At 67.3% G+C, this 18,544-nt stretch carries 21 protein-coding genes and 1 pseudogene; 8 read left to right on the top strand and 14 right to left on the bottom strand.

The window, feature by feature from the left end; genetic code table 11:
* Positions 1-13 precede the first annotated feature (13 nt).
* Positions 14-400, top strand: a complete 387-nt coding sequence (locus tag NVV57_10715) for a CPCC family cysteine-rich protein (GenBank protein ID MCR6713127.1) — start codon at positions 14-16, stop codon at positions 398-400.
* Positions 401-638: 238 nt separating this feature from the next.
* On the opposite strand, the gene NVV57_10710 is transcribed toward NVV57_10715, so the two are convergent.
* Genes NVV57_10710 through NVV57_10700 form a run of 3 tightly spaced genes read right to left on the bottom strand, consistent with a single transcriptional unit; the run spans position 639 to position 2,592 of the window.
* A complete protein-coding gene (locus NVV57_10710) occupies positions 639-1,559 on the bottom strand; it encodes a cation diffusion facilitator family transporter (GenBank protein MCR6713126.1) in 921 nt (306 codons plus the stop codon).
* Positions 1,556-2,266 (bottom strand): cation transporter, encoded by a 711-nt coding sequence (locus tag NVV57_10705; GenBank protein ID MCR6713125.1) that lies wholly within the window; start codon positions 2,264-2,266, stop codon positions 1,556-1,558. The genes NVV57_10710 and NVV57_10705 overlap by 4 nt, the downstream gene beginning before the upstream one ends.
* Positions 2,263-2,592: a metalloregulator ArsR/SmtB family transcription factor gene (locus tag NVV57_10700; GenBank protein MCR6713124.1), complete on the bottom strand. Its 330-nt coding sequence runs from the start codon at positions 2,590-2,592 to the stop codon at positions 2,263-2,265. The genes NVV57_10705 and NVV57_10700 overlap by 4 nt, the downstream gene beginning before the upstream one ends.
* 292 nt (positions 2,593-2,884) lie before the next feature.
* Between NVV57_10700 and NVV57_10695 the strand changes: the two genes are divergently transcribed.
* On the top strand, positions 2,885-3,235 hold the full coding sequence (locus NVV57_10695) for a metalloregulator ArsR/SmtB family transcription factor (GenBank protein MCR6713123.1): 351 nt from the start codon (positions 2,885-2,887) through the stop codon (positions 3,233-3,235).
* A 2-nt stretch (positions 3,236-3,237) separates the two neighbouring features.
* On the opposite strand, the gene NVV57_10690 is transcribed toward NVV57_10695, so the two are convergent.
* Both NVV57_10690 and NVV57_10685 read right to left on the bottom strand, forming a co-directional pair.
* Entirely contained in the window at positions 3,238-3,882 is a 645-nt protein-coding gene (locus NVV57_10690; GenBank protein MCR6713122.1) for an arsenate reductase ArsC, read from the bottom strand.
* On the bottom strand, positions 3,879-4,559 hold the full coding sequence (locus tag NVV57_10685; GenBank protein ID MCR6713121.1) for a helix-turn-helix domain-containing protein: 681 nt from the start codon (positions 4,557-4,559) through the stop codon (positions 3,879-3,881). Before NVV57_10685 ends, NVV57_10690 begins: the two co-directional genes overlap by 4 nt.
* Positions 4,560-4,610: 51 nt before the next feature.
* On the opposite strand from NVV57_10685, the gene NVV57_10680 reads away from it, so the two are divergent.
* A complete protein-coding gene (locus tag NVV57_10680; GenBank protein MCR6713120.1) occupies positions 4,611-5,306 on the top strand; it encodes an aquaporin in 696 nt (231 codons plus the stop codon).
* Positions 5,307-5,326: 20 nt separating this feature from the next.
* Here the strand turns inward: NVV57_10680 and NVV57_10675 are convergent, their stop codons facing one another.
* The 7 genes from NVV57_10675 to dnaG form a co-directional block, all read right to left on the bottom strand.
* Positions 5,327-5,806, bottom strand: a complete 480-nt coding sequence (locus tag NVV57_10675) for a hypothetical protein (protein MCR6713119.1) — start codon at positions 5,804-5,806, stop codon at positions 5,327-5,329.
* Between the two features lie 440 nt (positions 5,807-6,246).
* On the bottom strand, positions 6,247-6,456 hold the full coding sequence (locus NVV57_10670) for a hypothetical protein (GenBank protein MCR6713118.1): 210 nt from the start codon (positions 6,454-6,456) through the stop codon (positions 6,247-6,249).
* 450 nt (positions 6,457-6,906) lie between these two features.
* The gene (locus NVV57_10665; GenBank protein ID MCR6713117.1) at positions 6,907-8,865 is read right to left on the bottom strand and encodes a DUF3631 domain-containing protein; all 1,959 of its coding nucleotides are present in this window, start codon (positions 8,863-8,865) and stop codon (positions 6,907-6,909) included.
* Entirely contained in the window at positions 8,855-9,067 is a 213-nt protein-coding gene (locus NVV57_10660) for a helix-turn-helix domain-containing protein (protein ID MCR6713116.1), read from the bottom strand. The genes NVV57_10665 and NVV57_10660 overlap by 11 nt, the downstream gene beginning before the upstream one ends.
* A gap of 278 nt (positions 9,068-9,345) precedes the next feature.
* Positions 9,346-10,455: a site-specific integrase gene (locus tag NVV57_10655; GenBank protein ID MCR6713115.1), complete on the bottom strand. Its 1,110-nt coding sequence runs from the start codon at positions 10,453-10,455 to the stop codon at positions 9,346-9,348.
* 201 nt (positions 10,456-10,656) lie between these two features.
* Complete coding sequence (locus NVV57_10650) at positions 10,657-11,100, bottom strand: VOC family protein (protein ID MCR6713114.1); 444 nt, start codon at positions 11,098-11,100, stop codon at positions 10,657-10,659.
* A 3-nt stretch (positions 11,101-11,103) separates the two neighbouring features.
* Entirely contained in the window at positions 11,104-12,975 is a 1,872-nt protein-coding gene (dnaG, locus tag NVV57_10645; GenBank protein MCR6713113.1) for a DNA primase, read from the bottom strand.
* Positions 12,976-13,035: 60 nt separating this feature from the next.
* Here dnaG and NVV57_10640 point away from each other — a divergent pair, with 60 nt between their 5' ends.
* Genes NVV57_10640 through NVV57_10630 form a run of 3 tightly spaced genes read left to right on the top strand, consistent with a single transcriptional unit; the run spans position 13,036 to position 14,296 of the window.
* A complete protein-coding gene (locus NVV57_10640) occupies positions 13,036-13,485 on the top strand; it encodes a hypothetical protein (protein ID MCR6713112.1) in 450 nt (149 codons plus the stop codon).
* Positions 13,485-13,901, top strand: coding sequence for a hypothetical protein (locus NVV57_10635; GenBank protein MCR6713111.1), 417 nt, complete (start codon positions 13,485-13,487; stop codon positions 13,899-13,901). The genes NVV57_10640 and NVV57_10635 overlap by 1 nt, the downstream gene beginning before the upstream one ends.
* 5 nt (positions 13,902-13,906) lie before the next feature.
* Positions 13,907-14,296: a hypothetical protein gene (locus NVV57_10630; GenBank protein MCR6713110.1), complete on the top strand. Its 390-nt coding sequence runs from the start codon at positions 13,907-13,909 to the stop codon at positions 14,294-14,296.
* Here the strand turns inward: NVV57_10630 and NVV57_10625 are convergent.
* Positions 14,269-15,516: pseudogene (locus NVV57_10625) on the bottom strand (deoxyguanosinetriphosphate triphosphohydrolase). The gene NVV57_10630 and the pseudogene NVV57_10625 sit on opposite strands and share 28 nt — an antisense overlap.
* A gap of 232 nt (positions 15,517-15,748) precedes the next feature.
* On the opposite strand from NVV57_10625, the gene NVV57_10620 reads away from it, so the two are divergent.
* A complete protein-coding gene (locus NVV57_10620; GenBank protein MCR6713109.1) occupies positions 15,749-16,681 on the top strand; it encodes an endonuclease domain-containing protein in 933 nt (310 codons plus the stop codon).
* Positions 16,682-16,690: 9 nt separating this feature from the next.
* Positions 16,691-17,263 (top strand): dihydrofolate reductase family protein, encoded by a 573-nt coding sequence (locus NVV57_10615; GenBank protein MCR6713108.1) that lies wholly within the window; start codon positions 16,691-16,693, stop codon positions 17,261-17,263.
* On the opposite strand, the gene dusB is transcribed toward NVV57_10615, so the two are convergent.
* Positions 17,260-18,432, bottom strand: coding sequence for a tRNA dihydrouridine synthase DusB (dusB, locus tag NVV57_10610; protein ID MCR6713107.1), 1,173 nt, complete (start codon positions 18,430-18,432; stop codon positions 17,260-17,262). The two genes, NVV57_10615 and dusB, sit on opposite strands and share 4 nt — an antisense overlap.
* Positions 18,433-18,544: the final 112 nt, after the last annotated feature.

Genomic DNA, 18,544 nt, shown 5'->3' with positions numbered 1-18,544 from the left:
TACGGTAGGTCCCATGACCCGCCCTCAAGGTACCTACCCGTGCCCGTGCTGTGGCTACCTGACCTTCGTCGAGCCGCCTGGCAACTACGAGTTGTGCAGCATTTGCTTCTGGGAAGACGACGCAGTGCAATTGCGCTGGCCGAGGTGGGTTGGCGGGGCGAACGGCCCTTCGCTTGCGCAAAGCCAAATCACCTACGCGACCTTCGGTGCGATGCAAGAAGAGTTTGTGAAGAAGGTGCGCCGACCAGCACCCTCGGAGCAGGTCGACGTGGGTTGGAGACCCATCGACCTGCTGACGGACTCGTTCGAACCCACCGGCGAAGAGCGCGCGCCGTGGCCCGACGACATGACGCAACTGTATTGGTGGCGCCCGACCTTCTGGCGAAGCACTAAGGCCTAGGCCGGGCAGCGGCGGGCACGCCACGCCATCACGCGACGCCGGCAGGCTAGCCGGGCGGGGAGGCCCCCTCCCCCTCGACTCGAGCGCGCCCCCCGGGGCATAGCGACATCTCTCCCCGGCGGTCTTTTTTCACCACGGCTGAGGTCGCTCAAGGGTTGAGCCGCAGTGCCGCGCGCGTGGAGCCGAACGGGGCGCTGCACGTCTCGCGCGAGTGCTGACGGCACCCTCACGGACGTGTCTAGTCGTGAGTGAGGTGTTCGCGCTCTCGGTGGGTAGTGGGCTCAATCTGGAACGTCGAATGTTCCACTGGCACATCGAAGTGCTCGGCCACGCACTCCTGAAGCTCATGAAGGATTGCGCCGGCGTGGCCGTCGCCGAAGCACGCGTCGTCGACCACCACATGGGCACTCAACACGGGAAGTCCGGTGGCGATGAGCGAGGCGTGTAGGTCGTGGACGTCCCGCACGTGATCCACTCCGAGCAGGTGGTTCCTCACGTCATCAAGGTCTAGGCCAGTGGGCGTGGTCTCTAGGAGCACCGAACTCGTCTGCCACAAGAGCTTGAGTGCTCGAGGCAGTATCAACGCCCCGATGAGCAAGCCTGCGACAGCATCCGCCTGTAGCCAACCGGTGACCGCAATCACGACCGCCGCGACAATCACTGCCACGGACCCAAGCGCGTCGTTGACGACCTCCAGGAATGCGGCGCGGAGGTTGAAGTTGGCGTCGCGGTGGCCCGCCAGGACAAGCATCGAGGCGATATTTCCCACGAGACCTACGACCCCGAAGAACACGAGCTGGCCGGAGGCGATCTCCGGTGGACTCGCGAGACGCCTGATGCCTTCTACGACGACGTAGACGCCTACGGCGAGCAGCAACGCGGATTGCGCGAGCGCCGCGAGCACCTCGGCCCGCTGGTAGCCCCAGGTGCGTCGTGCTGTCGCTGGGCGCATGGATATCGAGGCGGCGAAAACGGCCAGGGCTAGCCCAGCGGCGTCGGTGACCATGTGTGCGGCATCGACGAGAAGCGCGAGGGAGCCCGTGATCGCTGCGCCGATGAGTTCTGCGACCAGGATCGTGGAGGTGATGCCGAGCGCGACTTTTAGTCTGCGCCCTTGCGATTCGCTCGCTGCTTGATGGGTGTGACCAGGGCCGCTCACTCGTCTGCCCCTGTCGCCTCACTGGGTGCGCTCTCCGCGTCCTCGGCCTCAGATTCAAGATCCTCGAAGACCTCGAAGGGCGACTCAACGTCCCCGTTCCACGCCTCGATGCCCTCGCGGAGCGCAAGGTAGGCGACGACAAGTGCGGCAACGGAGTCCGCCCAGGTCCATCCGAACAGGGAATTGGCCAGCAGGCCGAGCAAGACTGTGCCTGAGAGGTAGACACAAAGGAGCAGTTGCTTCGCGTCGGCCAGCACGGACCTCGAGCCGAGCTCACGGCCTGTTCGCGTCTCGACCCAAGCGAGCACTGGCATGATGACCAGGCTCGCGACCGTGATGGCGATCCCCAACGGGCTGTGCTCCACCTCGACCTGACCGGTGAGCGCCAGCACCGCGTCAACCGTCACGTATGCGGCGAGAGCAAAGAACGCGACCGCGATGGCGCGAACGGTGACCTTCTCCCACCGCTCGGGGTCTTTGCGGGTGAACTGCCACGCGACAGCCGCGGCGGAAGCGACCTCGATGGTTGAGTCCAGACCGAAGCCGATCAACGCGGTGGATGACGCCTTGGTCCCGGCGACGATGGCAATGACTGCTTCGATCACGTTGTAGCTGATCGTGAATGCGACGATCCAGCGCACCCTGCGGTGCAACACCGCCCGACGCTCAGGGTCGAGCGGTGAACCACCCGGCATGACGGCGCTCATGAGCATGTGCAATCTGGTCCGCAGCAGGCAGGGTCGACCGTGAGTACGAGGCCGAGCATGTCGCCCAGCGCGTGGGAGATTGCCGGGTCCGCCAACCGATACTGAGTGCGCCGCCCCTCGGCCTCCGCTGTGACGAGGCCGCATCCTCGCAAGCATGCGAGCTGGTTGGACATCACTTGACGGGAGACGTCGAGCGCCTCCGCAAGCTCGGACGGATAGCTTGGCGCATCCCTCAGGGCCAACAGGATGCGCGTCCGCGTGTCGTCAGACAACGCGTGTCCGAGACGAGCCAAGGCGCTCGCATGGGCCAGAGTGGCGACGGGCATGACGCGATAATACAGCCTTTGCTGTATCAATTGAGGAGTGGGCTTCGTCGACTGCGGGACGACGCTGTGGTCGCCGCTGACGCCAAGGTCTCAATTGCCTTTCGAGGTCTTGCGGAGCCGCCCCTGGTGCACTCAGGAGCGGCTTGGCGGCGTCAGCAGCAGCCGGGCGGGCAACAACCGGTGTCGTTACACATGGCCGTCCTCCTTCCATTGATGAACATCGATGGATATCGATGCGTGCAGTCTGCCTGGCTATATCGACGCCTGTCAATATTCGTGCGAGGATGGCCCCATGCCCACGCGTGAACTGCTTCCCGTCATCCAGCTCGACGCTTGCTGCACCGTCGCGACTGGGGACGCCATGAGTGGCCAGGACGCCGACATGCTGGCCCGCGCTCTCAAAGCGCTCGCCGACCCCGCACGTCTCCGGTTGCTGTCGATGGTCGCGGCCCACGACGACGACGAGGCATGCGTGTGCGACCTGACCGAGTCGATCGGACTCTCCCAGCCCACCGTCTCGCATCACCTCAAGGTGCTGACCGACGCAGGCTTCCTGACGCGCTCCAAGCGAGGCACGTGGGCGTACTACCGGCTCGTGCCGGAAACACTCGGCCAGGTGTCGTCGCTGCTCGTCGCCCCATAGGGTCAGGCTGCGGCAACTCCGAGCGACCCGAGCAGTTCGAGCACGCGGCGTTCGATGTCATCGCGGATGGGTCGCACGGCGTCGACGCCCCGGCCAGCGGGGTCCTCGAGAACCCAGTCCTCGTAGCGCTTGCCGGGGTAATACGGGCAGGTGTCGCCGCATCCCATGGTGATGACGACGTCGGCCGCGCGGAGGATCTCAGTGGTCCAGGGCTTGGGGTACGCGCCAGAGATGTCGATGCCGCGCTCGGCCATCGCCTCGACAGCGGACGGGTTGACCTTGTCGCCCGGCTCCGAGCCGCCCGACCACGCGATGGCGCGACCCTGGGCGTGGTGCTCGAAAAACCCAAGGGCCATCTGCGAGCGCCCTGCGTTGTGGATGCAGAGGAACAGGACGGTCGGCACGGTCGCCTTGTCGCCCTCGACCATCTCTAGTGCCGTGAGGCGCTGTCTGGCGAACCGCTCCGTCAGGGTGGGGACGAACGTGGTCACGGTCGCGCGCGAGGCAAGTTCCTCGTAGGAGGAGCGGACGATGCCGGCGATGAAGTCGGGCGCGAGGCCCGCGAACTCGTTGTGCAGGCGGTCGGTGATGTCGGTGAGGTCCCGTTCGAAGTGGACGGCGATGCTGGGAGTCTGGTCGGTGGTCATGTTGGGGTGCCTTCCTTGGTGACGTGTGGGGCAAGTTGTTCTACGCGGGCGGCGATCTGCGCGAAGGCCTCATCGAACGCGCGCTGGGAGCCGAGGGGTACGGGGTCGCCGATAGACCAGTGGAGCCGTGCATCATCGCCGATTTCCTCGAATGCCGAGTCGCACACGGTCACGATCAGTTCGCCTCCGGTGGTTACGTCGGCGATGCGACGGGGACGGGCGTCGGCGAGGGATAGCCCGTGGCGCTCGGCGACAGCGACGGCTCCCGGGGAAACACCGGGCGCGGGGTGGGTGCCTGCGGACAGTGCGGGGACGTCGCTCGCCTGGCTCCATAGTGCGGCCGCGAGTTGAGAGCGCGCCGAGTTGCCTGTGCAGACGAACAGCACCCGCTCGGCAGCTAGCGTCGGCGCTCCCCCAAGGAAATCCAGCGTGCCCGGCACGAGCCGAATGTAGGTGCGTCGGCGGTCGCCTTCGGAGCGGTGCCGCGCGATGATCCCCGCGTCGGCCAGTTGGGCGAGGTGGTGCGCCAGCAGGTTCGATGAAATGCCGAGGTGACGCTGCAAGAGGGCGGGCGAGGCGTCTCCGAGTTGGAGCAGGTCCACGATGCGCAGGCGGGTCGGCTCGGCGAGAGCGGAGTGCCGCGCCGCGCGAGTCTCTAGCGTCAGTTGCTCAATCATGATTGAGTCAATATTGACTGAGTGTTCTGGGTCTGTCAAGATGCGTCCACCATGGACACCGCCTCACTTCCACGCCGCGCCGTCGCCGAGTTGCTTGGCACGGCGGGCCTCGTCGCCGTCGTCGTCGGCTCCGGCATCGCCGCGTCTCGGCTTTCACCCCAAGACGTCGGGCTACAACTGCTCGAGAACTCCCTCGCCACGGCGCTGGGGTTGGCGGTCTTGATCGCAGTGCTACAGCCGATCTCGGGTGCGCACTTCAACCCCGTCGTGACGCTCGCGAGCGCGCGAGTCCTCGAACCCGCCGAGCGCCGCACCCAGGCGACTTACATCGCCGCGCAGGTGTCGGGAGGCATCGCCGGCACGGCAGTCGCCGTCGCCATGTTCCACGCGCCCCTCGCGGTCTCCACGACCGACCGGGCAAGCGTCGGCACCGTGCTCGCCGAGGTTGTGGCCACAGCGGGCCTGGTGGGCCTCATCGTGGTCATGGTCCGGACAGGACGCGGCGCGTGGGTGGCACCTGCCGTGGGTGCGTACATCGGCGCGGCGTACTGGTTCACGTCCTCGGCAAGCTTCGCCAACCCTGCCGTCACCGTCGCCCGCGTGTTCACCGACACCTTCGCGGGCATTGCGCCGACTTCGGCGTTGTGGTTTATCGCAGCACAGCTCGCGGGTGCGGCCCTCGGCGCGACGGCGGCGGCGTACCTAGCGCCGACCTCGTTGTCCAGAGTGGTCGTCACTCCCGCCTAACGCGACGTCGCCGCGACCCGTCAACTTCGCAAACTGACGTCCGAGAAGGCCATCGCCACGGTGCTGAAGCCGTCTCGCCAGGACGAGGGTGCGGCTGCGTCCCACACGGCCCTGATGTCGTCGGCGTAGCCGGGCTTTGCAGCCGCGTACTCGTTCACCGGCTTGGACCACCGCTGGTCAATTGCGCGTAGCACCACCTCCTTGGCGAGTGCATCGTCGTTCTGGCGAAGCGCTGTCGCGAGGAGGGCGGAGGCGTCGCCTTCGCTTTCGAGTTGTTGGGCGCGGAGTGCTGCATCGCGGAGCAGCAGCACGTCCGAGTTCGACGAGTGGCTGAACGCTTGCTTCATCGACTCCGCAACCGCCGCGGTTCCGGCTGCGACGTAGTCCTCGCGGAACTGCTGAAGCTTACGATTCGCGTCGTCCTGCAACTCGGCGATTCTCTCCTGCTTCCCGGCGGATGTGAGCTGCGCGTCGGCACGAATGACACCGGCGTCATCCATACAACGAGTCCGGAGGGCCAGAGCCATGTCGAGGATCTCCTGCTGTGTGCGTCCCATCGTGGTGGTGCCTCCCTAGGTCCTTGGCTGGATCAGTGCTTCAACGTGCTGGCGATCGACACGCCACCGGCGCGCTACTTTGTGTCCTCCGAGTTGGCCCTTCGAGAGCCGCTTCACGACCGCCCTTTGCCCGATACCGAGGAACTCCGATGCTTGTTCGGTTGTTAGCCAGTTTGGGGCCGCGACGGCTCGAGCGATGTCGCTAGTTCCATCCGGCGGAACCGAGTTTTCAAGGCCGAGCCGGTACAACGACATCAACGGCTCGTAGTAGTTCGTGCCACGCGCCCGGGCCCGCAAGGTCGTGAAACCTGGCAACGCAATGATTGCGGCAGCAACACGGCCGGGTACCGCGACCACGTTGCCCGGAAGCACGCCTCTCCGGGTCATGGGAGGCGCACGTCGTTGGGGTGCTCGAGCCGCGCGCACGCCGGGCACAGTCCAAACACGATGTGATAGCGGCGCTCCCAGTAGTCGGCCACGATCATCGACACGCAGTAGTCGGCGCCGGGCGGGCAGTAACTCCTGCAGCGATCACAGGTCCGGTCCTCACGAGAGCCGGGTTCCACGTCGCCGTGAGTCAGGTAGGCAACCACGACCGGCGTCCCGGGCAGTGGACTAACCGTCGCGTGACGACGCGACAAGCCGATGACGCGTCGCCGGAACGCGGCACGGAGCCAAGCGCTCGGCTCAAAGATGACGCGAGCGGGTTCTTTGGATGCGGTCGTCACCACAACTGCCCCCCTGCAACGCCTGTATCGGGTGTCACGGCTTGCTCAGGGGGTGCGCCCTCTGTTTCGTCTGTTTCGTCTGTTTCGTCTGTTTCGTCTGTAACGTCTTGCTCGGGGGGTGGGAGGTAGCGACTCCATGGATCATGGAAGTCAGACACGTCATACCCGCGCCGTGTACCTGCCCCAATCCGCACCGGCTTCGGAGACACTTCGTACTTCTTGAGCATCCCAGCCAACTTGTTCTTCCCGAGAGGCAAGCCTCTGAGGTTTGACCACGGTGCATCCTCAATGGCACACAGAGCGCTCACCAGGTCCTCACTGAACATGTACCGCTTCGTACCGAACACCCTTCTGAGGTCGCGCAGCAACGTGATCCCCCAGACTCTCCCCAGCACCTTCCTGAGAAGCCGTCACAGCCGATACAGCTGCCGCGCGCGCACGCGCAGGCCAGTCACCGCCCGCGAGCTCCGCGACCGTCAGCAGCGCCTCCCACACGTCAGCATTGCGGTCCTCAACTCCGTCCGGCATTTGGGGCCAGTGATCCGTGGCACGGTTGCCGATGGCAGCGGCCCACACTGAGAGTTGATCGCGGAGCAGGTTGCCCTCCGGCGCGTTGACACGATGACGCCACGGTTCGATCTTCTCCCTCGGACCCCGACGCTTCATCCGGACGATCACCGACCGGGTCATGATGGTGTCGGGCAGGTCGTTGAGCCCAGCGAGAGCAACGGCGCTGAACGCCTCAAGTTCCTCCGTCACAACTTCCCTGCCGCGCACCACGGCGCGACCCGCCATCGCGCCCTTACGGTGGCCGGCGTTGAGCATCCCCCGCACGTCCTCGTTGTCTTTCGCCTTCGGGCCAAAGATGGTGTCGATCTCGTCAAACAGGATCGTCGGACGGCCTTCCGGCGCCGCAACTTTTCGGAACAGGTAAGCGGGCGTCGCGTTCACCGCGTGGACCGGTCGGGGCACAAGCGACTCGGTCACTTCGAGCGCCCGCGACTTGCCAGAGCCCGGCTCGGGCGACAGGAACGCGATACGCGGCGTCGATTCGAACGAGTCAATGAAGTGCGTGTGCGCCACCCACAGGGTGTGGGCGACCCTTGTCCACGGCTCCGGGTACGCAACGAATCGACCAAGGAATGCGTGAACCGCGTCGAGGATCATTGCCGGATCGGCGATGGCCGTCGCCGTCACGGTGGCCTTCACGACGCCGACCGGCGCCGGCACACGAAGATCGGCGAGTGTTGGTGCCGCGCCATGCAGGTGGCAGCCTGTCTTCGCTGTGGTGTTCACCACCGCCCACGCGATCAGTTCATCAAATTCAGTGGCGCGCGCCTCAGGCTTCACGGCCTCGAACGCGGCACGGAGCTCGTCAAGAGCGCGCACCGGAAGACACTCTGCGGCGATCAGTTCGGACACGCGGTTCACCGCCGCAGCGGTCGTGTCGTGTCGGCTCCCACCGCCAGCGCCGAGAATCGCTCGCACACGCTCGTCAAGCGCCGTACGGCCATACGCGTGCGTGGAAGCCGCCTGGCCACCGTGCTTCGCCATCCACGCGTCGATGTCGCTGCGCGTCGCAGCCGGTCTCGTCGGTGCCGCCTCAGGGCGCGTGCCGAGGGCGTCAACCCACGCGTCGGGCAGAAAAGGAAGGTCAGCCACGCGTGGCGGTGACGTAGGCAGCCCGTGAGGGTCATACCACTGATACATGCCGCCATCAGGGTGGATTGAGGGGTGAACGACGGCATAACGGTGGCTGTGGCGAATGTAGTCAACGCCGTCACACGGACCACTGCCGACCGGCTCCCAGCCGTCAGGGACGCGGAAGAAACGAATGCCGGAAGCACCTGGCCCGCGCGCAGTGGAGTACGACTCTTGCGGCAGCACGGGGAGGCCGCGCGCCTGCCGGTATGCCTCAAGGTTGGCTGCGCCGTGCTTGTCGCCGTAGTCGTCTACGTCGAGACCGACGACATTGGGGGGCAGGCGCACCGCGATGTTGCCGTCCGCGTTGACGTTCGCCCACCTCGCCAGTTGGTCGGGCGTCAAGTCAACGCCGCTGCCGCCGGTCGTGCCAGCGGGCGGGGTGCCCTTCGACCGCGGGTCTAGCGGGAGCACTCCCCAGCCGCCATCGAGGTAGGTGCTCCACGCATCAGCGAAAGGCGTGACGTGGGAGTTCGCGCCGTATAGCCTGGTGTTCTCAGCGTCGCCCTGCTGACTGTTTGAAGCCCCGCCCCGGCCATCCGCCGGGGCGTTGGAATTGGCGCTAGTCGTCATCCTGATCACCGCCAACGGGGATGGGCTTGAGGGCCGCGTCAAGGTCCGCCAGAGCGATCCTGATGAGCCGCCCGTTGGGGAGCCGGCGGGCACGGATTGCTCCGGTGGAGATGTAGCGGCGTACCGATCTCTCGTCAACGCCTAGGTACTCGGCGGCCTGCTGTAGAGAGAGCATCCGCGGCAATACAGGTGCGAGGGTCATCGCGTCTTCCCTTCGGAAACACGAACACCGAGGCGCACAAGACTCAGCAATGAGTCGTCGTGTCCTCGGTGTGCCCGGCACCTTCATGCCGTGATCGGAGCATCGCGCTCCACTTGGGGGCCTCGCGCCGCCCGTTGCACCGCCTCGCTAGAAGCCCGGCATCGCGCCGACCTCCGGGTTCGCCCGGTTGCTCCTACCTGACAGGTTCGATGTTCTGAACTTGTACGCCCAGAACTACACCGTTGTAACAGCCTGTGTCAATCCGTTTCCTGGTGTTTCTAGTTGCGTCCTGTGACGAGGCTTGAGAGAGCCTCAGCGATCGCCCGGTCGCGATCTGCCGCAGCGTGCTGATACCGCAACGCCGCCGCTGGTGACGTGTGCCCAAGGCGGGCCATGAGTTCTGCAAGAGTCGCGCCCGTCGAGGCCGCGAGCACTGCGCCCGTGTGCCGCAAGTCGTGGAAGCGAAGGTCGGGCCGGCCTGCTGCCGCGCGTGCCCTGCGGAAGTGCCAGTCGAGCGCGCTCGGCGAGTAGTTGCGACCATCGGTGGCAGGGAACAGTAGTGCGTCCTTTCCGGGCGCCACGTAAAGGCGCAGGTGCTCTTCGAGCATGGGCATCAGGTGCGGAGGAATGTTCACGTCGCGCTGCCCCGCGGTCGTCTTGGGAGTGCCGACCAATACCTCGCCGTTGACGCGCACAACTCCCCTGCGGATGCGAATCAATCCGCGCTTCACGTCGATGTCCCCGCGCCGCAATTCTGCAAGCTCGCCAAACCGCAGCGCGCCCCAGGCGGCGATCAGCACCATTGCTTGCAAGCGCTCGGGCATCGCCGCCGTGATCGTCTCAAGTTCCGCGAGGGTCGCGGGGCGGATTGTCTTTGCCCGCTTGGTTGTCCCAGCACCTGCGACGCGACAGGGATTCGAGGGCACAACCTCGTCGGCAACGGCCATCGTGAAGATGGTCCGCAGTAACGCATAGGCATGCGCGCGCATCGTTGGTGTCGTCGCGTCCTGCGACGAGTGCCAGAGGCGCACAGCGGCGGGGCTGATGTCTGCGAGGCGTTGGTGTCCGAACGTCGGCAACAGTCGCGCGTCGAGCAACGAGCGATAGTGCGCCCGCGTCCGGGGCTTGAGGTCACGCCCGGCAAGCCACGCGTCGGCGTACGCACCGAAGCGAATCTCGTCATCAGCGCGGCCCGTGGCGGGCTTCCACTCCCCCTTGTCGATCTGCTTGCGGACGCCCACTAGCCACGCGTCGGCGTCGATCCTCGCGCCAAAGGTGTTGGGCGCGGTGTGTCGGGCGCCGTCTGGGCCTTGGTACGAGGCTTGGATGCGCCCGCTTGGGAGCTTGCGAACGAATCCCCAGTCGCGTCGCCCCGCCTTGCCTGCCATACGTGAACCACTCTCCCGCGTGCTATCTGTGTGCGATCCCAGAGTACACGCGTGGCCAGTTGTGGCTATTCGTGTCTCTCCGCACTGGATACCGTAATACCAGGTATATATGCGATTCGCCTGGTGCTATCCAGTCGTGGGGTATTCTGGCCGAACTGGTTCGAGTCCAGTCGGGGGAGCTTTCTATGTCCGCCCGCGGCCCTAGGCCGCGGGGTCCCGCAGGTCCGTTGACCCCCACTCGTCGAGGGTCCAGAACGGGTTCATCGCGAGCTCCCACACGTGCCCATCGGGATCCGCGACGTATCCGCTGTAGCCGCCCCAGTTGGTCTCCTCCGGCCGCTTGAGCATCGTGGCGCCCGCGGCGAGCGCCGCACGGAACCGCTCGTCGACCTCGGCCACTGTGCCGTAGTTCTGGGCCAGGGTCATCGCGCCGAACCCGAGCACCTCCCCGGGCCTGCCCTGGTCGGCCGCAAGTTCGGATAGCCCAAAGAGGGCGATGACCAGCCCGTTGCCCTGAAAGAAGACCACGCCGTCATTGGAGAACTCCGGCACCCACCCCCAGGCCTCGTAGAACTCCCGCGCACGGCCCAGATCCGTCACCCCGAGCGTGACCAGGGTCACGCGCTGCTTGTGTCCGCCCGGCATCGCTCACTCCTCCCGCAGCGCGCGTCGACGCGTCTCGAGCGCGATGAGTCCCACGAAGGCCGTGGCGGCCTCGTCGCTGCCCTCCCCCGCACGCTGCATGGCCCCGCGCAGCTCCGCGATCTGCCGCGTCAAATCAAGGTCAAGCATGCGCGAAAGCACCGACCTCGCATAGTCCCCGTCCGCGCGATCCGTTGGCAAGGGCGTAACCGCGAGCTGCGACACGACGCCCGCGAGCGCCTCGCCCGCCTCCCGGCTCACGTCGCCCACCCAGTCAGCGGTGCCCGCGGCCGGCCTCCCCGCCGCGCGGACCGCCTCGAACACCGCACGGTACTGCGGCACGGTGAACGCCTCCGGCGAGATCGCGCCGTACAGCGCGAGCGCGGAGGGGTCGTCGACCACCTGGGGCGCCGCCTGCAGCAGCACTCCGAGCGCGAGCGCCTGCGCGCGCGTCACCGGATCCTTGGGATTGGGCCTGGCCGACGCCCCACTCGCCTCTGGCGCGGGAGCCGCCCCAGCGTCGGGCCGGCTCTTGGGCCCGGCGTGAGCGGAGGCCACCGCAGCAGCCACCTGTTCCGGCTCCATCCCCAGCCAGCCCGCGAGCTTGCGCGCGTACTCCGGGCGAATCGCGGCATCGCGGATTCCCGCCACCACCGGCGCGGAGCCGCGCAGCGCAGCCACGCGACCCTCTGGGGTCGCGAGATTGTGGGAGGCGAGGGACGCGCGGATGACGAACTCGAACAGCGGCACCGGATTGGCCATGAGAGCGACCACGGCCGCGTCCCCATGTCGCTGGCGGATCTCGCACGGGTCCTCGCCGTTGGGGTCCACGGCCACGAACGTCTGCGCGAGGAACTGACCGTCCAGGTTGAAGGACTTGAGCGCGGCGTTCTGGCCGGCCTCGTCGCCGTCGAACGTGAAGATCACGCGCGCGCCCGTAGCGCCCACCTTGAGCTGAGTGGTGTCGCCCATGAGGCGGCGCACCATCTTCACGTGGTCCTCGCCGAACGCGGTGCCGCACGTCGCGACCGCGTTGGTCACGCCCGCGAGGTGGCACGCCATTACGTCCGTGTAGCCCTCGACCACCACGGTGGTGCGCTCGCTGCGGATCGCGCCCTTCGCGAGGTCCAGTCCGTAGAGCACCTGCGCCTTCTTGTAGAGCTGCGTCTCGGGAGTGTTGAGGTACTTGGGGCCTTGGTCGTCGTCATAGAGGCGGCGCGCGCCAAAGCCGATCACGTCCCCGGTGACCTCCCGGATGGGCCACACGAGCCGCCCGCGGAATCGGTCATACACGCCCCGCTGACCCTCGCTTACCAGGCCCGACGCTTTGAGTTCGTCCTCCGTGAAGCCCGACTTTCGCAGGTGGTCGGTGAGCGAGGACCAGCCCTTGGGTGCGTATCCGACGCCAAACTGCTCCGCCGCCGCGCGGTCAAATCCGCGCTCCCGCAGGAAGTCGCGACCGGTGCGCGCCTCGTCCGAGGCCAACTGCTCGGCGTAAAAGGACTGGGCCACGCGATGAGCGTCGATGAGGCGCTTGCGCTGCCCCGGCGTCGGGCCGGAGCGCGCTCCCCCGGACTCATACCGCAGCGTGACCCCAGCGCGTTCTGCCAGGTATTCGACGGCCTCCGTGAACGGCAGGCCGTCCATGCGCATCACGAACTCGATGACGTCCCCGCCCTCGCCGCAACCGAAGCAGTGCCACCGCCCAACCGCGGGCCGCACGGTGAACGAGGGCGACCGCTCGTCGTGGAAGGGGCACAGCCCCTTGAGCGCGCCTACGCCCGCGGACTTCAGCGCCACGTGCTGGCCGATGATTTCCTCGATGGGAGCGCGCTCGCGAACCGCCGCGATGTCCTCACGGTTGATGGTCCCTGGCACGTGCTCACTCTAGTTCGCTGGCCGTTAGGCTTGGGGCAGTCTGTTGAAAGGATTGCGAACGTGAGAGTCGATGCGTTCCTCGCCGACACCGCCGAGGTTGTGAATGGCAAGATCTACGCGCTCGGAGGCGGGTGGAACACCATCTTCGTGCGGCAGTTCCCCGCACAGCACCGTCGCCTCGCGGTAGCGGTCACGGCGCACGTGCCGTTCAACGAGACCAATCTGCAGCACAACCTCGAGGTCAAGCTGGTCACCGAGGACGGGGAGACGTACCCGATCGGCCTGCGCCCCGACGATGACGGCAACCCGCAGCCGGTGCGCGCCATGGGCGGCGAGTTCACGCTCGGCCGCCCGGCCCACCTGGCAGACGGCTTTGAGCAGGTCGCGTGCTTCGCGTTCACCTTCGACGGGCTGCGGTTCGACAGGCAGCGCCTCCTCGCATGGGTGATCTCCGTGGATGGCGAGGAGCTCGCGCGCCTTCCCATGCGCGTGCAGAACGCCCAGCAGTAGTGGGCGTCTACCTCCACTTCATCTATCCGCTGGTGCTCCTGGTGAGCGCCGCGCTCGTGCTCCACGGCATCGTCACCCTGCTCGCTGTCGGTACACACAGGTCGCTTCAGTGGGTGGTGACGGCGGCGTATGTGGCTGTTGTGCTGCAGGCCGGCGCGGTGGTGGTGCTGCTTGTGAGCGGCGCCTCCGCCGACCTCGTGCTCTCCATCGGCTACCTGCTCGCGACGCTGGCGCTGCTTCCGCTGCTCGGGATTGGGCGGCTCGGCACCCCTGAGGCGGCCGCCGCCGATCCCGATCCGGACCGGCCGGTACTTGCGCCAGACCAGATCGCGCGAGTCGACGCTGGGGCGGCCATCGCCGTCGGCATCGCCTTGGCCGTGGCGTCGTGGCGCATCACCGTGGTCCTGGGAGGATAGCCACCGTGAACCCCATCGCCCGCATCGTGCTCATCGTCGTGTACTCGATCCTCGGACTCGCCGCCGTGGGCCGCGCGAGCTACCAGATCATCGAGAAGTTCTCCGACGCGCCCATCGCCTACACGGTGTCCGCGATCTCGGCCGCTCTGTACGTGCTGATCGCCGTGGCGCTGTGGCGCCGGTGGGAGAACGTGGCGCTCGTGGGATCCTCGGTGGAGCTCGCGGGCGTGCTCATCGTCGGCACGCTCGGCATCGTGGACTCCGACCTGTGGCCGGATGCGACCGTCTGGACCGGCTACGGCAGCGGCTACGGCTGGGTGCCCGTCCTGTTGCCCCTCGCAGCCCTCTTCTTCCTGCTCAAGGGGCGTCAGCGTCGGGCCGCAACGAACCGGTGAAACCAGTCGTGAGCGGACTTGTCCGTAAGCGACGCCACCTGGTCTACCGCCACTCGCTTGCGCGCGGCGTCGCTGTCCGCCGCCTCGTAGAACTCCGCGAAGTGGGGCTCCATGGCGGCCGCTCCCCTGGCCTCGAGCGCGAGCACGAGCGCGGCTAGGCGCTCGCGCTGCTGCCGGTAGCCGCCCCGCTTCTCGCGCGGCGCCATCAGGAAGTGCACTGCGATGCCCTTGAGGATGAGCATCTCCGCCTCCGCCTGGGGCGAGATCACGAGGTTGGCGTTGTGGCGCGTGAGCGGTCCGGTCCCGTGCCGGTCCTGGGTCGCCGTGACCACTCCGTCGCAGAGCCTGCCGATGAGCTGGCTCGTCATGTCCTTGAGGCTCGCGAGCGCGCGGTGCGAGCCGTCGTACTCGTCCATCCACCACGGCTCCGCGCGCAACCGCTCGAGAGCGGCGAGGAGCTCCGCCTCGTCGCCCCGGCCGTACCACTCGAGGACGTGCTGGGCGACGGCCGCCGCCTGGCCCGGGTCCCGCAGCACGGACAGCGCCACGTCGTTGTGCACCACCGAGTCTTCGACGTCGTGAACCGAGTACGCCACGTCGTCCGCGAAGTCCATGAGCTGCGCCTCGAAACTCTGGGAACGCGGCTCCGCTCCCGCGCGCGCCCACTCGAAGACCGGGCGATCGTCCTCGTAGAAGCCGAACTTGCGGGTTGGCGCGCCGTCCGCGCGGTGCGGGGCCTCCGGTTCGGGCCACGGGTACTTGATGGACGCGTCAAGCACGGCCCGGGTGAGATTGAGCCCGACGCTGGCGCCAGTTCGCGGGTCAAGAGACTTGGGCTCGAGTCGCGTGAGCAGCCGCAGCGTCTGCGCGTTGCCCTCGAATCCGCCGATGTCCCTCGACACCTCATCGAGCGCCCGCTCGCCGTTATGGCCGAACGGCGGATGACCGAGGTCGTGGGCCAAGCACGCCGCGTCGACGATGTCCTCGTCGCTGCCGAAGACCTTGGCCAGGCCACGACCAACCTGCGCCACCTCAAGAGTGTGGGTGAGGCGGGTACGCACGAAGTCGCCGCTGCCGGCGCCAAGCACCTGCGTCTTCGCGCCGAGGCGCCGAAGGGCGCTCGAGTGGACGATCCGCGCGCGGTCACGCTCAAAGGGAGTGCGCCCGGGTCGCTTTGGAGGTTCATCGACAAAACGCTCCGCGTCCGCGTCCGAGTACCCGGGGGGGAAGCGCGCTCACCCTTCGATGCTAGCGGGCCAACCCGCCCCACCTCCCAACCCCACCTCCTGTCGGTACATACAGGGTGTTTCCGCGCGCGAAGCGACGCGGCTGTACCGACAGCAGGATGGGGCGGGGCGGAGCTGTGTCCCCAGGAGAGCCCGCCGACGCAGTTATCCACCGCTGCCGCTAGCGCACCCGACGCCCACACTCGATTCACGCCATCCTCGCGGGATGCCTCGGATCGCCAGAACCCTTGACCTCCTCGCGGACCTCGAGCGCGAGGAGGCTCCCCAACGGCAGGGTCACCTGTCACGGAAGCATGGACGTGCCGCGCTGAACGAGGCTCGGCGCGACGGGGCGGTCCACGCACTCCTGCCGCGCATCTTCGCGCACCACCGGACCGCCGAGGCGTTCACTACCAGGGCACATGCGGCAATGGAGTGGCTGCCAAGTACCGTCGCGCTGACGGGGCTGGCCGCATGCGCCGTGCACGGACTGCTGGAAGACGAGCCCCAGCATCTCCGCGCTGCCGCGCCCTCGCCGCTGCATGTGAGATCCCCACGGTGGCTCACGCTGCGGCGCTGCACCCGGGCAGCAACCACCACAGAGATTGACGGCATCCGAGTCGCCACCGTGTCGCACGCAATCATCCACGCATGGGAAGAAGACCCGACCGGAGGCGCCCGCGAGGCCATCTTCGCCGCGCTGAGAGAGGGCAAGACCACCGTGGCAAAGATCCGCGACGCACTCTCCTACTACCCCCGAGTCAAAGGTCGGCGACGATTCCTCGCATTCCTCGCCCACCTTCACAACGGCATGCACAGCTGGCTCGAGTACGTCGGCGCGCGCACGGTGCTCAACACCCCGGACCTCGCATGCTTCAAGTACCAGCGCCGATTCGTGCTCGAGGGCCACGTGTTCTTCGCCGACAGGTACGACCCGGACTCCCAGACGCTCGTGGAGTTCGACTCAGCGAGATTCCACGGCACACCAGAGCAGAGGGCCTACGACGCGTGGCGGGACGAGCTCTTCCGGCGGGCAGGGTACGACACCGTTCGGCTGCCCTACCCCGACGTGGTCCACTCGCCGAGGGCTTGCCGCGCGAAGGTGAGAGCGAAGGTCGCCGAACGGCTCGCTGGCGCACCACCGCCGAGCGCGTCCTAGGGTTGAGCAATGGGACGCGTCGTTGGATACCTCGCCATGTCACTCGACGGCTTCATCGCCGGGCCCGAGGACGAGCTCGCGTGGCTCGAGACGCCGCGCGAGTCGGGGATACCTATGGCCGTTGACGAGTGGGCGGCCACCCGCCCGGGCGGCCTCGAGTTCGACGACTTCCTCGCGGGAGTCGGCTGCATCGTCATGGGCAGGCGAACGTACGACGTCGTGGCCGGGTTCGATGGACCCTGGCCGTATGGCGACGTGCCGCTTCTGGTCGCGACCTCGCGACCGCTCACCGCGGAACGCACCACGGTCGAGGCCGTGCGCGGCGAGCCGGAGGCGATCATCGCCCGGGCGCGAGAACTGGCCGGGGAGCGAGACATCTACGCAGACGGCGGAGCGACCATCCGTTCCCTGCTCGATGCGGGCCTCCTCGACCATCTGGTTCTCACCATCCAGCCAACGGCCCTCGGCGCCGGCATCCCCCTGTTCGCGGGGTTGCGCGATCCAGCGGAGTTCGCGGTGGAGAAGGTGGAGCGCTGGGGTCCGGGCTTCGTCCAGGTGCACCTCAGCACCCGCGCCGCCTAGCCTCCGGAGACGCTCAGCTCCGCCTCGCGCAGCCTCAATTCAAGGTCCGGGGTGATGTCGCGCGTGTCGAGCCACCCCTCGGGGCACGAAGGGCGCTTCGGAGTTCCCTGACGGCCGCGCGCACCTTCGGCGTCAACCCCGGGATAGGGAGCGTCCCCGAGGGCGTCGAGCAAGCCCCGCAGCTCGGCGAGAGACGTGACCAAGCCGAGCGAGCGTCGGGCCTCTCCGCCAACCGGATAACCCTTGAAATACCAGGCCATATGCTTGCGAATCTCTTGCATTGCCTTGAACTCGTCCCCGCCAAAGTGGCGCACCATGAGCTCGCCATGGCGGTAGACGGCGTCCGCGACGAACGCCAGGGTTGGCCGCGCCCGCTCCGGCCGTCCCTCGAAAGCCGCCTGCAGATCCGCGAAGAGCCACGGGCGACCCATGCAGCCGCGTCCCACAACCACGCCATCGCAGCCGGTGCGCTCCACCATGGCCACGGCATCCTCGGCGGCCCAGATGTCGCCGTTGCCGAGAACCGGAATACTCCGCACGGCGTCCTTGAGGCGCGCGATCGCCTCCCAGTCTGCGTTCCCCGAGTAGTAGTCGGCGGCCGTGCGGGCGTGGAGGGCGACCGCCGCGGCGCCCTCGCGCTCCGCCATCAGCCCGGCGTCGAGATAGGTGAGGTGCTCGTCGTCGATGCCCTTGCGCATCTTGACGGTCACGGGGATGCCGAACGGCTCGGCCTCGCGCACCGCGGCGCGCACGATGTCGCGGAACAGGTCGCGCTTCCACGGCAGCACCGCGCCGCCGCCCTTTCGCGTGACCTTGGGCACGGGGCAGCCGAAGTTCATGTCGATGTGGTCCGCGCGGTCCTCGCTCGCGATCATGCGCACGGCGGCGCCGATCGTGGCCGGATCCACTCCGTAGACCTGCACGCTACGCGGCGTCTCGTCTGGATCGTGGGCGATGATGCGCAGGCTCTCCGGCGTGCGCTCCACCAGAGCGCGCGAGGTCACCATCTCCGCCACGTACAGCCCGCCGCCGTGCTCGCGGCACAGCCTCCGGAACGCCGCATTCGTGATGCCCGCCATGGGCGCAAGCACCACGGGAGTCCGCACCGTCAGCGGCCCTATCTGCAGGGGCGGCAGAAGGGCCGACGCTGTGGTTGCGGTCGCTGTCATGGTCACCATTGTCTCAAACCCTGTTTGAGCCCCGCCCCACCCCGCATGCTGTCGGTACACACGCGTCGCTTCGCGCGCGTAAACGACCCCTATGTACCGACACGGGGTTGGA

Source organism: Demequina sp. (assembly GCA_024707205.1).
Classification (GTDB): domain Bacteria; phylum Actinomycetota; class Actinomycetes; order Actinomycetales; family Demequinaceae; genus Demequina.
The sequence above is the reverse complement of the archived record's forward strand: the minus strand, read 5'-3'. Positions and strand labels throughout refer to the sequence as shown.